Annotated in this window: 12 protein-coding genes; 3 read left to right on the forward strand and 9 right to left on the reverse strand. The window is 45.0% G+C overall.

Annotated elements, in window-relative coordinates:
- Positions 1-14: 14 nt before the first annotated feature.
- The 5 genes from HFM85_RS11580 to HFM85_RS11600 form a co-directional block, all read right to left on the reverse strand.
- On the reverse strand, positions 15-998 hold the full coding sequence (locus tag HFM85_RS11580) for an AraC family transcriptional regulator (protein WP_173738272.1): 984 nt from the start codon (positions 996-998) through the stop codon (positions 15-17).
- 213 nt (positions 999-1,211) lie between these two features.
- On the reverse strand, positions 1,212-2,276 hold the full coding sequence (locus HFM85_RS11585; protein ID WP_119238746.1) for a substrate-binding domain-containing protein: 1,065 nt from the start codon (positions 2,274-2,276) through the stop codon (positions 1,212-1,214).
- Positions 2,277-2,376: 100 nt separating this feature from the next.
- The gene (locus tag HFM85_RS11590; RefSeq protein ID WP_173738273.1) at positions 2,377-3,384 is read right to left on the reverse strand and encodes an ABC transporter permease; all 1,008 of its coding nucleotides are present in this window, start codon (positions 3,382-3,384) and stop codon (positions 2,377-2,379) included.
- 3 nt (positions 3,385-3,387) lie between these two features.
- Positions 3,388-4,380: an ABC transporter permease gene (locus HFM85_RS11595; protein ID WP_173738274.1), complete on the reverse strand. Its 993-nt coding sequence runs from the start codon at positions 4,378-4,380 to the stop codon at positions 3,388-3,390.
- A complete protein-coding gene (locus HFM85_RS11600) occupies positions 4,380-5,885 on the reverse strand; it encodes a sugar ABC transporter ATP-binding protein (RefSeq protein WP_173738275.1) in 1,506 nt (501 codons plus the stop codon). The genes HFM85_RS11595 and HFM85_RS11600 overlap by 1 nt, the downstream gene beginning before the upstream one ends.
- 265 nt (positions 5,886-6,150) lie before the next feature.
- Between HFM85_RS11600 and HFM85_RS11605 the strand changes: the two genes are divergently transcribed.
- From HFM85_RS11605 to HFM85_RS11615, 3 genes are all read left to right on the forward strand, one after another.
- Positions 6,151-7,716: a response regulator transcription factor gene (locus HFM85_RS11605; RefSeq protein ID WP_173738276.1), complete on the forward strand. Its 1,566-nt coding sequence runs from the start codon at positions 6,151-6,153 to the stop codon at positions 7,714-7,716.
- Positions 7,713-9,536, forward strand: coding sequence for a sensor histidine kinase (locus tag HFM85_RS11610; protein ID WP_173738277.1), 1,824 nt, complete (start codon positions 7,713-7,715; stop codon positions 9,534-9,536). Before HFM85_RS11605 ends, HFM85_RS11610 begins: the two co-directional genes overlap by 4 nt.
- A 92-nt stretch (positions 9,537-9,628) precedes the next feature.
- Positions 9,629-10,012, forward strand: a complete 384-nt coding sequence (locus tag HFM85_RS11615; RefSeq protein WP_173738278.1) for a DUF3783 domain-containing protein — start codon at positions 9,629-9,631, stop codon at positions 10,010-10,012.
- Between the two features lie 135 nt (positions 10,013-10,147).
- On the opposite strand, the gene HFM85_RS11620 is transcribed toward HFM85_RS11615, so the two are convergent.
- The 4 genes from HFM85_RS11620 to HFM85_RS11635 all read right to left on the reverse strand — a co-directional run bounded on the left by HFM85_RS11620 (position 10,148) and on the right by HFM85_RS11635 (position 15,554).
- The gene (locus HFM85_RS11620; RefSeq protein WP_118368701.1) at positions 10,148-11,566 is read right to left on the reverse strand and encodes an arabinose isomerase; all 1,419 of its coding nucleotides are present in this window, start codon (positions 11,564-11,566) and stop codon (positions 10,148-10,150) included.
- 18 nt (positions 11,567-11,584) lie between these two features.
- On the reverse strand, positions 11,585-12,988 hold the full coding sequence (gene rhaB, locus HFM85_RS11625) for a rhamnulokinase (RefSeq protein WP_173738279.1): 1,404 nt from the start codon (positions 12,986-12,988) through the stop codon (positions 11,585-11,587).
- A 271-nt stretch (positions 12,989-13,259) separates the two neighbouring features.
- On the reverse strand, positions 13,260-14,429 hold the full coding sequence (locus HFM85_RS11630) for a substrate-binding domain-containing protein (protein WP_118070954.1): 1,170 nt from the start codon (positions 14,427-14,429) through the stop codon (positions 13,260-13,262).
- 147 nt (positions 14,430-14,576) lie between these two features.
- Positions 14,577-15,554 (reverse strand): ABC transporter permease, encoded by a 978-nt coding sequence (locus tag HFM85_RS11635; RefSeq protein WP_021977851.1) that lies wholly within the window; start codon positions 15,552-15,554, stop codon positions 14,577-14,579.
- Positions 15,555-15,556 lie beyond the last annotated feature (2 nt).

Raw genomic sequence — 15,556 nt, forward strand, 5'->3', positions numbered from 1 at the left:
AACAGGTGAGGCTATTACAGCCTCACCTGTTCTTTCTCACTGTTTTTTACCCTGAATGCCCGCGGTGTCATGTGATAATGTTCCTTAAACACCCGATGAAAATAACTGTTATTTTCATAGCCTACGGCTGCAATGATATCGCTGACAGGCAGATCTGTTTCACACATCAGCTCTACAGCTTTATTCAGTCTCTTTCTCTGAAGCAGCTCCTTGAAATTAAATCCTGTCGTTTTCTTGATCATTTTGCTTAAAACATGCATAGGCAGGTGAAGACGGCTGCACAGCTCAGTCAAGGTAGCTGTCCGGTATTTCTGCTCAATGTAATCCAGCGTTGTCATGGAGATCATATTTTCATACTGATTGGGAAGTCTCATCTCTACATACTGCACAGATTCCACCAGATACATAAAGATCAGGCCCATTGTGGTCTGATTGATCCGTTCCCGGTTCTCCTCACCATTTACAAGGGAATAGATGATGTTTTCCAGAAGATTCTGAATCTGCAGCACCTCTGCAACTTTAAAGTGCAGATACTCTCCTCTCTCCTCATCCTGGCGGAGAACATTCACCAGAAAATCTGCCAGCATATTGTCATTGCCTGTCATGGAATAGGCTACGTCAAAAAACTCCGGAAGCACCATAAAATTGATTGCAATATCATTCTGACCCGCTTTCAGGATCTCATGCTTCGTAAACTGATTGAGAAAAAGCAGCTCACCTTTATTCACTACGACCCTTTTTCCATCGATGATATTAGTGAGGGAGCCCTCGCACACATACAGCACCTCCACAAAATTATGCCTGTGCGCCGGAAAATATACGAACCGGGTGTGAGTACGCACTGCAATCAGTCTGCCTTCCTTGAGCATCTTGCGACTGTCCACAGTAAAATCCCGGCCGGATGTATAGAGATCTTTGTCCACCTCTGCCTCTCCGTCCAGGATTCTCCTCTCTTCATCTGTAATTTTTCTCAGCTGATCCAGTAATGCCTGCTGCATGTATTTTGCTCCTTCATCTGTTCATGGTTTTCTGTTCTGCTGTCCTCATTTTAACACTGCAGCCATAAGAGTACAACCAGAATCAGAAGGCTGAGATTTTTTCGGAAACCTTCTATACACGAAATCCAAATATACGAAACAAGGCGGAGTCCGAAGACTCCGCCTGTTCTGAAAGGATTTATCATATGATTATACAGTCAATCTGAGGATTGATTAGTACAGTTTAGCCATCTCCTCGATGTTGCTTGTATCGAATTTCAGAGGTGCGCCAAGAACAACTTCTGTACCGCCGTCATCAGCATCTGTTACTGTGTAGTCCCCAAGGTCACCAGCTGTGAACTTGTCATCTTTAGCACCTGTGATGTCACCGTTGATCAGAGAGATTGTTGTGTAAGCACTGAGTTTTCCAAGGCCCTGCATATCCCACAGATAGAAGTATGGGCAGGAATGAGAATCATCATCACCTGTGTACTCCTGCATCTCAGATGGAAGTCCAAGTCCTGTCAGCTTGCAGGAAGATCCGTTATCCTGAAGATATTTAGCTGCTGCTGCGATACCAACTGTTGTAGGTGCGCAGATAACTTTCAGATCTTTGTAGTTCTGAAGAAGAGCTGCTGTCTGGTCTGTGGATTTCTGCGGCTCATCATCACCGTATACAACATCTACAAGCTCAAGCTTGCTGTATTTGTCATCGCCTTCCATGATGGTCTTCATTGCATCAATCCATGCATTCTGGTTAGCGGACTGAGATGTAGCGGAAAGGATAGCAAACTGTCCCTCACCACCGGAAATATCAAGAACTGCATCCATAAGTGCCTGAGCAACTTCTTTTGTACCAGCCTGGTTTACGAAAATCTCACGGCTGTCTTTGTTCGGAGCGGAGTCGAAGGAAGATACTTTGATTCCCTCATCCATAGCTTCCTCAAGCTTAGCCTGAAGAGCGTTAACATCGTTAGCGGAAATACAGATTGCATCAAAGTCCTGGGAAATCAGGTTGTCAAGAACCTTGATCTGTGCATCAGCTGTAGCTGTCTCAGGATAAACGACCTGAACTTCGCCGCCTTCAGCCTCTACTGTCTCCTGGAAAGATTTAGCTGCGATCTCGAAGAATGCGTTGCCGGCTGCTTTACCAACCAGAGCGATCTTTTTGCCTTCTGCGGAATTTCCAGCTGCTTCTGTCTTAGTATCTTCGGATTTGTCATCTGCTGCGAGAACCGGGCAAACTGTACCAAGAACCATTGCTCCACAAAGGATTGCGCTAATTACCTTTTTTTTCATTGTTGTTCCTCCCTATAAAAATATAATTTTTTTATATGCTGCTGCCTCCGCTACACCACTGGAGGCAGCTAACAATCGTATTGGGTTTCAAAAGTAATATTTAGTTTTTCTTCATTGCTACTGCTTTTTTCACATCGCCGATGATATTCGGGAGAGCTACTGCTGCTACCAGAAGTACACCAATAATGAGAAGGATTACCTGTGCATTTACGTTCTTCTGTCCAAGACCAACTCGTAAACATACGATGATGAATGCGGAAATGATACCGCCGGCCAGATTACCTTTACCACCTGTAGAGGAGATACCTCCGAATACTGCCATTGCGATGGCATCCATCTCAAATCCGTTACCGGTTGTTGTGTTTGCACCGTAAGAAGATGATACCAGGAACAGTGCACAAAGTCCGGACATAAGTCCCATAACTGTGTAGATGATGAAACGGATCTTCTCTACATGAACGCCTGCATAATAAGCTGCCACACGGTTTGTTCCGATCGCGTAGGTACGACGTCCGAATGTGCTCTTTCCAAGGAAAATTGCGAAGATCACACCAAGGATCAGTACCAGGAAAAGAATGTATGGAACATTTCCTACTTTTCCACCGATAGCACGGAAACCGTCTGTGTTTGTGATCGCGATACTTCCGCCGGCTCCAAGTGTTACCTCAGCAATACCACGGAAGATGATCTGTGTTGCCAGTGTTACGATCATTGGAGGAAGCTCTTTGAAGCGGGTAAGGATAAATCCGTTAACCGCACCGCAGAGGCCGCCAACAACCAGTGCTGTAAGTGCTACTACAATAAACGGAGCGTTTGTGTTGCAGACCATGCAGCTTAATGTTGCGGAGAGACACACGATCGCACCTACTGAAATATCAATTTCGCCTAATACCAGGATGTACGCCATCGGGAACATCATGAATACCTCTGCAAGGTAAACCGGCATCTGACGAAGGACACTCTTCAGATTATAAAACTCAGAAAATGATGCGCAGAAAATATTTACCAGGATAAAGAGAACGACCAGGATGCCTTCCCAACTGAATATGATGTGTTTCATCGGATTTTCCGGCACATTGTTAATACTTCTTCCAGATTTTCCAGCCATGATTTACATCTCCCTTCCCTTTAATGCGTTTTTGTCTGCGATTCTCTGCAGGATAACATTGATCACAACTACTACCAGGATGATAACACCCTTGATCATATTCTGCCACAGGGAACTGATACCTACAAGCGGAAGAGCTTTTGCGATCGTTGCAAGGATAATGGAACCAAGGAACGCACCAACTACTGTTCCACGTCCACCACTCATGCTTACACCACCGATAACACAGGCTGCGATAACATCCATCTCACCGCCGTACTGCATATCAGGCATTGCAGAAGCATAAACAGATACCTGAAGTGCTCCGCCAAGACCTGCGAGGAATCCCATGATCACATATACAAGAAGGTTGATATTCTTCGCATTGATACCGGAAACCTGAGCTGCACTTGCATTACTTCCTACTGCATAGATTCTTCGTCCTGTTCTTGTCCATTTCATAAAGAAGAAGAATACCACATAGCATACGATAATTACCCAGATAACCTTGTTGATTCCAAGGAAGTTGGTTGTTGCAAAATTTTTAAACTCACCAAGAGCTGCGGCACTTGCCCACTCACCACCGTGGGAAACAAGATAACCCATTGCTCTGTAGATGTACATAAAGCCCATGGTTGCAATGATTGGCGGTACGTTTGCTCTTGAGATCACAAGGCCTACAACAAGTCCGCAGGCAATACCGATTGCCATTGCAATGATGAAAGCAAGTAATGTGCTTGTGATATGTCCGTATTTCAGCAGCATACCGATTGACATACCGGAAAGTGCCAAGGTTGACATAATGGAAATATCGATTCCGCCTACCAGCATGACACATAACATACCAAGTGACATTACCATTGTTACTGCATTATTTTTCAGCATCTCCATGAGGGACTTCGGCGTAAGGAATGACGGACTGATCACTGTGACAACTGCAAACAGCACGATCACGATAATTGCCAGCAGAGCCTCTCGGGAGCCTGTAATCTTCTTGATGACAGATTTCTTTTCCATTATTTAGTCCCCTTTCCGGTGCTCTTTTCCATGGACAGCTCAAGGATTCCTTCCTGTGTAGCCTCTCCTCTATTCAGTTCACCTGTCTTACGGCCGTTGCACATAACGATAATACGGTCAGACATTCCAAGGATCTCAGGCATCTCGGAAGAGATAAGGATGATAGCATAGCCCTTCTTCGCAAGATCTCCCATGATCGCATAAATCTCGGCTTTCGCACCAACATCAACACCCTTTGTCGGCTCATCCATGATAACGACCTTCATTTCCTGAGCAAGCGCCTTGGCAACAACAACCTTCTGCTGGTTACCACCGGACAGTGAGCTTGCCGGCTGGAAGATATCAACAGCCTTGGTATCTACTTCCTCAAGAAGCTTCTTGGAAAGCTCTCTTTCTGCCTTCTCATCATTGAATCCGGATTTTGCATATTTGCTGATGATCGGAAGTGTTACGTTTCTTCCAAGTCCCCAGCTCATGACCAGACCCTGCTTCTGTCTGTCCTCAGGAAGAAGGATGATACCTTTTTCCATTGCTTCGGAAGGAGTCTTGATATAAACCTCTTTTCCCTCAAGGAAAACCTTTCCTTCGTCCGGACGGGTGATTCCGCTGACAGCTTCCATAACCTCTGTACGTCCTGCACCAACCAGACCGGTAAGACCTACGATCTCGCCTGCACGTACATTGAAGGAAACATCCTTGAAAAATCCTGTTCTGGAAAGATGTTCGATACGAAGCATCTCATCTCCCAGCTCAACCTCCGGCTTCGGGAACAGATCATTGATCTCACGTCCAACCATTGCTTTGATCAGATCTGCGTTTGTGATTCCGTTTACATCGTAGGTTCCGATATACTGTGAATCACGGAATACGGTAACTCTGGAAGCCAAACGGTACATATCCTCAAAACGGTGGGAAATAAAGATAATGGAAACGCCATTCTCTTTCAGCTTGTCAACCAGTGTATAAAGCTTCTCAGACTCGTTTCTGGTAAGTGCTGCTGTCGGCTCATCCAGAATGATGATCTTTGCATTTGTGGAAAGTGCCTTGGCGATCTCAACCATCTGCTGCTGTGCAACGGAAAGTGTACCCATCTCTGCTGTTGCATCGAAATCTGCATCCAGCTCACCTAAGTACTTGTTCGCCTCCTGGTTCATCTCTTTCCACTGGATCATATGATGTTTGATGATCTCATGACCCATAAAAATATTTTCTGCAACTGTAAGGTGCGGATATGATGTCGGATGCTGATATACGGCTGCAATACCTGCCTCCTGGGCATCCTTCGGACCTTTGAAGTCAACCTTCTGTCCATTCAGGAACATCTCACCCTCTTCTGCTTTATGTACTCCGGTAATAACCTTGATAAACGTAGATTTACCAGCACCATTCTCACCCATCAGCGCGTGAACCTCGCCAGGCTTGAGCTGGAACTGTACATTATTCAGAGCTTTGACACCGGGGAATATCTTCGTAATACCTTTTAATTCAAGAACATATTCTGACACGGCTCTTTCTCCTCCCTTTCCCTTAATCTGATTATATTCTATCATCCGGCCCACAGGTTGATAATGGGAATATTTTTGGATAAGGGTAAAATATTCTTCTTTTCCCTGTAAAATATTACTCATAAACCATTGCCACATTCTCGTATTTCTATATACTTTATGCTATAATAGTAACGTTGACGTTACAGTTTTCTGTGAATATAAACAGAACTTTAAACGTCCGATTTACAAAGCTATGAAGCTATGCTCGATTGGAGAATTGTATATGAAATTACTGATCGTTGATGACGAAGAACTTACTCGTACCGGATTGATCTCATCTATTGACTGGGATTCTCTGGGAATTACCGAGATCCTTCAGGCAGACGATGGTGTGAATGGACTGGAAATGGCCAGACTGTATAAACCTGAGATCATTCTCTGCGATGTTCGGATGCCGCGGATGACAGGCATTGCCATGCTGGAACGACTGGAGAAATTCCTGCCGGACAGTATCCCTATCTTTATGAGCGGATATTCTGACAAAGAGTATCTGAAAGCTGCCATCAAATTAAAAGCCGTCAATTACATCGAAAAACCTCTGCATCCCGAAGAAGTACGGGCTGCAGTTCTTGAAGCAGAAACTCTTTACAAGCAAAAGCTCCGCTCCCATCGTGGCGAAGCGATCCATTCCCAGGAAATCGCTACCCGGCTGGCACAGCAGCTGACGCTTCCCCCTTCCGGCAGCACCAGGATCGCAGATCTCTGTCTGGAGCTGGAACAGCCGGAGCTTCTTGAACCCGGTATGAATTTTACTTCTGTAATTGTGAAGCTTAATGAATCTGTGGAAGCCTCCGGTATTTTCCTGGAAGATCTCCTGACTGACATTTCCCGTTTTCTGGAACATTATCATCTGAAATGTCTTTTTGTGGAAAAAAGAGTTCAGTATCTGGTTCACCATATATATGGAACAAATGCTCTTTCCCCGGCAACACTTTCCGCAGTAGGAAGCTATATTTCCAGACAGTATGACAGCTGCGGAAAGCATCTGATCGCAGCCGGAACTACCGTAACAGATATTTCCAGGGTTTATCAATCCTATGCTTCCGCCGTGATTCTTCTGCAGAACTGCTTTTTCTTTCCGGAAAAAACATTTCTCACAGAAAATATCATAACCCAGCTACCTTCAAAAGGGCCGGTTCCGGACTCCCTGCAGTCACCGGAAAATACCTTTTCCAACTATCTCCTGGCCGGCGAGGAAGAACACTGTGCTCAGTTTCTTGAAGAGCTTTTCCGGTATTACAGCTGCAATCACACATTTATTCCTAATCAGATCCGTGATCTTTATTACCAGCTGTTTAATGCACTTTCAGCTTCCCGTAAAAAAAATCAGGTAGGATCGGAGCTTCATGAAAAACAGGACCTGATCGTGGATACTCTGAACAACGCCTTTACCTACGAAGAGCTTCACAAAGCTCTGAAAGAAAAAACCGCCCGGTATTTTGAAGATTCCAAAAATTCCCAGCCGGAAAATTCCACGATCTTTATGATCAAGGATTACATCAGCCGGAACTACATGAACGATACTCTTTCCGTAAAAGATATCAGCGGACATGTATACCTTTCCACCTCTTATGTATGCACCTTTTTCAAAAGTGAGACCGGACAGACTCTCAATCAATATCTGACGGAGTACCGGATGGAAAAGGCCAAGCAGCTGCTTTCCGATCCCAGATACAAGATTTCCGAGATTTCTTCCAAGGTAGGCTATACGGATGGCAATTACTTCGGAAAAAGCTTCAAAAAATACTCCGGCTTTTCCCCTTCTGAATACCGGGAGAAAATGTCATGAGGGCCCTCTGGCGCCGTTTCAAAAACGGCTACCTGAATCTAAGCCTGCAGACCAAATTCACCATTGCCCTGATCAGCATTGTGGTAGTTCCTGCATTTCTTACTGTCTTTCTTTTTTATGGAAGACTTTATAGCATGGTGGTTTCCAATACCATCCGGCAGGAACAGGACGCCTCCGCAAAAACTGCCCCTCTGATCGAACGGACTATGGAGACGATTCTTGCAACCACCCGGAATATTACAGGACAGAATTTTTTTCAGGAGCTTTTTTATATGCCGGTCAGCGATTCAGCAGAAGAGCTTGCCACCTCCAACCATGCCATTGATTTTAAAAATGCCCTTCAGCGTCTGACCACAGATTCCATTGTTACCGATGTACGGATCTATGTAGATTTTCCTGATGATCTGAAAGAACTGGATACTTATCCCAACACTGAGAATATCCTTGCTCCCTTAAGTCAGGCGAAAGGTACCTACTGGTACGGTATCTTTCAGGGAAACCGGAACGCCCAGGAAATGTTCTGTCCTTCCTTTTATCTAGGCTCCAGGGAAAAAAAGAATTATGGTGATATGGCATATATCTGCCCTTTAAGCCTTTATTATCACTCCACTGCCTATAAGGCTTATCTTGCAGTGTATTATTCCGATGACAAGCTTACCTCCATTCTTTCCGACAATCTATCTCTGGAAGGAAGTGTTTCATATATTGTAAACGAACGTGATGCCATTGTTGCCACCTCAGATCCGTCATTATCCGGAATCTACCAGCTGGATTACGACACCATCAAGGCTTCCTTTATGTCTTCCAATAACTTCATTGAGCGGAACATTCTGGACACAAAGGTTTATGCCGGTTTTTACAGTATTTCCAATACGGACTGGTTTATGGTAACGGTCCTGCCTTCACCACCGCTGATCCATGCGAGCAACCGGCTGATGATCCAGATTGCGCTTATCTACGCCGTTTTTCTGGTTCTGGCACTTATTTTTGCCAACGTGCTGGCTCATTCCATTACCGGAAGACTCTCTTCTGTGATCCGGCAGATGCAGACCGTCCGCCACGGCCCGCCTACTCCCATGGACAGCCCTTCTGCCCATGATGAGATCGGTGATCTGATTGACACCTACAACTATATGACCCGAAAAATGGATGAGCTGATGAAAACGCAGGCAAAGGCCGCCGAAGATCTCCGGATCGCGGAATTTAACTCCCTCCAGGCACAGATCAATCCACATTTTCTTTATAACACCATGGATATGATCAACTGGATGGCACTGCAGGGACAGACTGATGAGATCAGTCACGCTGTGCAGAGTCTTTCCCGTTTTTATAAGCTGACCCTGAGCCGCCAAAAAGGAATCTCTACCATTGCAAGGGAGCTGGAGCATGTAACCATCTACGTGCAACTCCAGAATATGCGCTACCATGACAGCATTGAGCTGATCACAGATATCCCGGATGAGCTTTCAGAATACCAGATCCCGAAGCTGACTCTTCAGCCCGTTGTGGAGAATTCCATTCTTCACGGAATCCTGGAAAAAGAATCCAAGTCCGGTACGATCGTAATTACAGGATGGATGGAAAATGAAGATGTTGTTCTTCTTGTTTCTGATGATGGTGTTGGAATTCCACCTGAGATCCTTTCCACTATTCTCTCCGGAAACGGAAACAGCCAGTCCGGAGGCACAAATATTGCTGTTTATAATACGCACCGGAGACTTCAGATCCTTTACGGAAATGATTACGGACTTACTTATTCCAGCAAGCCTGGAGAGGGGACGGAGGTTGAGATCCGTTTCCCTGCACATCGCGAAAAGTAATTTACAGACTTTTTATATAGATACTTTTCCTGTCCTTTAAAATACAAAACGTTCCAGAAAAATCTATATTCAGAAATGAGGTATGACATTATATGAATACACAGCCAGCTGCACTTTTATATAATTTTAATGATCCTGAACGTCTTCGCCAAATCCGCCGCTATCTGAACCGACAGAAGGTTAAGACACGAATCATCACAGCACCCGAATTTCTTCATCCACTGGGATATCTTTTTGAGATTCCGGGATTTCAGCCCTCTTCCCGGTTTAATCTGGGAAGCAATTTCACCGATGAAATGATCGTACTGAAGGATTTTTCCAGTGAACAGATGGATGATTTTCTTGCTTTTTTCCGTGAAAACCAGATTCCCTCTGTTGCACTGAAGGCCATGCTCACACCTGTAACTCAGCACTGGTCTTCCATTCAGCTGCATAATGAGCTTTCCATGGAGCATACACTTATGCATAAAAAATAAAAATTCAAAGCTTTGATCTGCCGAATCTGCCAGCTGCATTTCCGGCAGATTTTTTATTTTTCCAATGAAAAAGGAGACCGCTCCGCGCAGTCTCCTTTTTTGAATATGTTTTAGGTTGAATATATAAGAAAGAATTTATCTTGTCACGATATCTACCGGTACGTTAAAGATTTTTGCAACCTTCAGGATCGTATCGATGTGTCTTCCTGTAGCAGCTGCCATATGATGTGTCGGGCCAGCCTCACTCCAACGGTTAACAAACTCTCTTGCTCCGCATGTGAAGCGTGTTCTCATGTTTGTATCACCGAAGGAAAGGATTGGTCCTTCCTCGTTTACGCCCTCAGCTACAACGAATTTGAAGTTTCCGTCTTTATCCTGAGTGATTGCAAGGTAGGTCACCGGACCTGTGTACGGATAGAACTGTGTCAAATATCCGCCACCTGTTTTGCCATGGAATACTTTTACGATCTTCATGGTTGGCTTCTTGTCAGAGATGTCAGCGTCGCCGCTTCCGGAATGTCCGATGATGCAGATATCATCATTGAAGTCAATGGAGTACATCTCAGAAAGCTGACCTGTACCGGAAATTGTCTTTAAGATACTCATTGCCATGGCAACCTTCATGTCACCCTCTACAGCACATGCAGTACCCTGTTTGATCAGCATGGAGAATGCCGGGATCAGCATACTGTCAAGGACACCTGCTTTACCCTGTGCAAATCCATCGTAATGGGAAGCGATCATTCCAAGATGCTCGTCTTTTACCCATTTCTCAAAAGCAACAACGTATTTAGCCATATCCCATACTTTCTCGATTGTGCCGCCGCCCTCAATATCGAATGTATCAAGGATATCCTGTGCCTTTGCACGGATTGCTTCCTCGTCTGTGATATCATCAGCGATCGCCCACATCTTCTCCCAGTCGAACTGTTTTGTGTAGAGGAACATTCTGTTATAGAGGTTTGTCTCATCAATATACAGATCCATCATACCCGGATATGGTCTTCCGATCTGTGCAATGTTAGTCTCACGGAATCTTCTTCTTACCTGAGCAGCCTTGCACCAGTCTTCGATCTCAGCCTGAACTGCAGGATCTCCGCCTTCTACAACGCCTGTGATAACCGCATGTCTCTTGCCTGCTCTCTCAAGGTCAGCAACTGCCTCGCCTACAGCACCGCATGCATAGCCTTCACCCAGCCAGGAGGCAATGTCAGTGTGCTCATAATCCAGCGCTTTGATCTTCTGAACGTTTACAAGAACAACCGGAACATCCAGATCACGGATCGCAGGAAGCATGTTGTAGGATGTAGCATATGTCAGCATCTGAAGAAATACAAGATCAACATCTGCTGCACGGAACTTATCTCCTGCCACCATTGCCTGCTCTTTTGTTGTCACCATTCCGCCGTCAACGATCTCTACTGTATCCGGGATCGTTTTCTTGAATGCGTCGTACTGTGCCTCAAATTCCGGCACCAGTGACGGAAACTGCGGAAGATATGCGCCTAAAGCAATTGAAAATACACCAACTTTTGCCTTTGTGTTAACTAACATAATAAAACCTCCAATTATTTATGCTTTGTATACTTTGATACCGAAGGACTCATGGATGGTTGTACGAGCCTCCTCGATAGTTTTGAACTCCTCGGCCTTCAGCATCTGTGCTGTGATATTACCGATTGCAGTAGCCTCACCAGGGCCTGCATGGATTTCTTTCTTTGTAGCTTTTGCAGTCAGCTCATTTAAGTATCCTGCATTGGAACCACCGCCTACGATATGGATACGGCTGTAGGTTCTTCCTGTCATCTCCTCAAGCTCTTTGGCTATTTTTGCATAGCACTCTGCAAGGCTTGTGTAGATAACAGTTGCGATCTCACCAAGAGTTTCCGGAACCTTCTGTCCTGTTCTGCGACAGTAATCCTGAACCTCTTTTGTCATATTCTCAGGAGAAAGGAAACACTCATCGTTTGCGTCTACTCTTGACGGGAAATCTTTTGCCTCCTCAGCCATCTCGCAGATCTGAGCAAAGCTGTATGCATCATCAAACTCATGACGTACGGACTGGATCATCCAGAGACCCATAATGTTCTTCAGGTAGCGGAAACGTCCTGCATATCCACCCTCGTTTGTAAAGTTCATCTCACAGCTCTTCTCTGAGCAGTCTGCTTCTTTTCTCTCGATTCCCATCAGAGACCATGTTCCTGAGCTGATGTAGATGAAATCGTCATCATTTGCAGGAACGGCAAGTACTGCTGAGCCTGTATCGTGGGTAGCCGGTGCTACAACCTCAAGGTCAAATCCAACTGCCTCTTTTACTGCGTCTGTTAAATGTCCGATGCTTGTACCAGGCATGATCAGCTTCTGGAAGATCTTCTTCGGATATCCCAGCATGTCGATCAGCTCGTAATCCCAGTCTTTTGTTGTCGGGCATACAAGCTGTCCTGTTGTTGCCTCAGTGTACTCACAGGTCTTCTCTCCTGTAAGAAGGAAATGGAAGTAATCCGGTACATGAAGAAGTGTCTCGGCCTGCTCCAGATACTCCGGATGTTTCTTCTTAACTGCCATCAGCTGATATACTGTGTTGAAGATTGCTTTCTGGATACCGGTTCTTGCATACAGATCTTTCAGGGAAATTGTCTTGTAAACTTCCTCGTCCATTCCCTCTGTACGATGATCACGGTAGCCTACTGTGTTTCCGAGAACGTTGTCATCTTTGTCAAGAAGTACAAAGTCAACGCCCCATGTGTCAACACCCATGCTTACCGGAATCTTGCCGATTTCTTTACATTTCTTAAGACCGTTTACAATCTCGTTGAAAAGGCGGTCAAACTCCCAGCAGAGTTCTCCGTCTTTCTTAACCATACCGTTCTCAAAACGATAGATTTCTTCCAGGATCATTTTTCCGTTTTCCATATGTCCCAGAATGTGACGTCCGCTGGATGCTCCGATATCTACTGCTAAATAATATGTTGCCATTTTTAAATCCTCCTCAATATGTAAGCTTCTGATCACTTTCATATCTGATGTTGTATTTATCATACATCAGGATCCTTCCGGTGATAAGAACCTCTTTTGTCAAAAAAAGTGTCTTTATTTGCCAATAATACAGCGATTATTTATGAACTACTACATTATTTGTTTAAAAAATCCGCTGACTGAATCAGCCAGCGGATCTCTTATTTCATACGTCCGTGAACGCCATCCGCGTTCATTATAACTTCACGATCTTATCAATTATATGATTTGATTAATCATAAAGGTTAGGAGCGATATCCTCGTCTTCCATATTTGTTGCATCATACCAGTAACCGTCTGTAGGAACATCCTGAAGCTCCTGGCCGTTTGCTGCTGCTGTCAGAGCGTAGATTGCATAGTATCCCATCATAAGAGGAGACTGTGTAACAGCACCAATGAATGTGCCATCTTTAACAGCTGCTTTGATGATAGAACCAGCATCGAAACCAACACCAACTACATCACCGTTTGCCGGGTCAGAACCAAGAACGTTAAGGTTAGCATTTGCTGCAAGAACACCCTCTGCAGAAACCTGGTTGGAACCGAATACTGCGATACAGTTCTCCTGGGAAAGGATTGCCTGTGCCTCTGTGGAGCAGAGCTCTACAGTTGTCTGTGCCGGAACAGCTACCTGGATAACAACGTCAGCGTCTTTAGCGTCTGCGTCAGCACCCTCTGCTGCGTTTACATAGAACTCGTTACCGCTTACTGCAACTGTCTTGCCATCAGCCTGAAGAAGCTCGATCATCTTGTTGATGAATCCAGTACCACGCTGCTGAATGTTCTGAGCTGTTGCATCCTGGTTAACCTCACCGATGATAACCTGTCCGTCAGCATCTTTAACAACGTCTTTAATGGAGTTGTACATATTCTCAGCTGCTACTGCACCAGCCTGTGCGTTGTCTGTACAAACCTCGCATACTACAGATCCTTCCGGAGCATCAGCGATACCTGTATCGAAAGTTACAACCGGGATACCTTTTTCTGCACATGTCTTAAGAGCATCCTGAACAGAAGATGTATCGCAAGCTGCAAGTCCTAATCCAACAGGATTGGAGCCGATAGCTGTGTTGATCATGTTAACCTGGTCAGCGATATCGGACTCACTGTTCGGTCCCTGTGCTTTATAAGTAACGCCCAGCTCCTCAGATGCTTTCTTCATACCTTCCTGAGCTGCATCCCAGTATGTAGACTGGAAAGATTTAACCATCATCGGGAACTCATAAGCTTCGTTTGCTTTCAGTCCGTCGAACTGTGCGGTAGGATCCTCAGCTGCTGTGGAATCTGCGGATTCCTCTGTTGCTGCATCTTCTTTCTCCTCAGCTGCAAAAGCTGCTGTTGCGCTCATGCTTGTTACCATTGCTGCACAGAGCATTAATGCCATAACCTTTTTTGCTTTCATATAATATTTCCTCCTTAAAATATATTATATAGTTTTTTATGTTCATACGCCGTTGCTACCCCTTGGCGTTTCACATCTTTGATTATCGGGTGCTGTTCACATTTCTCTGTAAACAGCACCCTTACTTATTATACACACTTCTTAATATCAATGTGCTGCTTTTTTCTCTTTCAAGATATCGATCAGAACGGCTACGATCAGAACGATACCAGTGATGATCTGCTGCCAGTTTGCCTGCAGGCCGATATATGGAAGACCTGTTTTCAGAAGCATGATGACGAAGATACCAACGAATGTACCGATCACGGAACCATATCCACCGGTAGCTGCTACACCACCAACGAATACACCACCGATAGCATCCATCTCAAGTCCGGCACCAGTACCAGGCTGTACAGTAGGTGTTACTGCTGCGTATGCGATTGCTGCAAGACCTGTAAACAGACCGCAGACAACGTATACCATTACGTGATAGAACTTTGTATTGATTCCGGAAAGGGCTGCTGCCTCTTTGTTGGAACCGATTGCAATTGTGTAACGACCGAATTTGGTGTGGTTCAGGATGTACTCCATAAGAAGAACCAGAATGATCATCCACAGGAAACCGAGCGGATAACGTGAAGCACTTCTTCCTGTACCAACGGTTACTTTAAAGATTGTGTGGAACCATCCACCGTCCTGTGTAAGTCCCGGCCAAGGTGTCGCACTGCAGAGAGATCCGGCACCACGGGTGATCATACAGGTACAAAGTGTTGCCAAAAATGGCGGCAGGTTCATAACACCGATCAGTACACCGTTCAGTGCACCAACTGCGATACCAAGAACAATACAGATCAGCATTGCCAGAGCTACCGGGCAATTGTTGTTTCTGATCAGTGTTCCGGCGATCAGTGCGTATGCTACCATACCAGTTCCGATTGACAGGTCAACACCACCAGTGATAAGCGGGAATGTAACTCCGATCGCCATAAGAAGATCGTAATATGAGAAATCCAGCATACTCAGGATCGTGGTGTACTGTCTGAATTCTTTACTCAAGCCTGAGAATATTGCACACAGGACAATGATAACGAGCAAAACAATAAATCTCTGATCACTTAAAATACTTTTTTTCTTCTTAGTCATGA

Source organism: Blautia schinkii (assembly GCF_013304825.1).
GTDB classification, from domain to species: domain Bacteria; phylum Bacillota; class Clostridia; order Lachnospirales; family Lachnospiraceae; genus Blautia_A; species Blautia_A schinkii_B.

What these genes read in the sequence shown, in the direction of transcription:
- HFM85_RS11620 (WP_118368701.1), bottom strand. Translation starts at nt 11,566, where the DNA reads ATGTTAGTTAACACAAAGGCAAAAGTTGGTGTATTTTCAATTGCTTTA.
- HFM85_RS11580 (WP_173738272.1), bottom strand. Translation starts at nt 998, where the DNA reads ATGCAGCAGGCATTACTGGATCAGCTGAGAAAAATTACAGATGAAGAG.
- HFM85_RS11635 (WP_021977851.1), bottom strand. Translation starts at nt 15,554, where the DNA reads ATGACTAAGAAGAAAAAAAGTATTTTAAGTGATCAGAGATTTATTGTT.
- HFM85_RS11615 (WP_173738278.1), top strand. Translation starts at nt 9,629, where the DNA reads ATGAATACACAGCCAGCTGCACTTTTATATAATTTTAATGATCCTGAA.
- HFM85_RS11630 (WP_118070954.1), bottom strand. Translation starts at nt 14,429, where the DNA reads ATGAAAGCAAAAAAGGTTATGGCATTAATGCTCTGTGCAGCAATGGTA.
- HFM85_RS11585 (WP_119238746.1), bottom strand. Translation starts at nt 2,276, where the DNA reads ATGAAAAAAAAGGTAATTAGCGCAATCCTTTGTGGAGCAATGGTTCTT.
- rhaB (WP_173738279.1), bottom strand. Translation starts at nt 12,988, where the DNA reads ATGGCAACATATTATTTAGCAGTAGATATCGGAGCATCCAGCGGACGT.
- HFM85_RS11595 (WP_173738274.1), bottom strand. Translation starts at nt 4,380, where the DNA reads ATGGAAAAGAAATCTGTCATCAAGAAGATTACAGGCTCCCGAGAGGCT.
- HFM85_RS11605 (WP_173738276.1), top strand. Translation starts at nt 6,151, where the DNA reads ATGAAATTACTGATCGTTGATGACGAAGAACTTACTCGTACCGGATTG.
- HFM85_RS11610 (WP_173738277.1), top strand. Translation starts at nt 7,713, where the DNA reads ATGAGGGCCCTCTGGCGCCGTTTCAAAAACGGCTACCTGAATCTAAGC.
- HFM85_RS11590 (WP_173738273.1), bottom strand. Translation starts at nt 3,384, where the DNA reads ATGGCTGGAAAATCTGGAAGAAGTATTAACAATGTGCCGGAAAATCCG.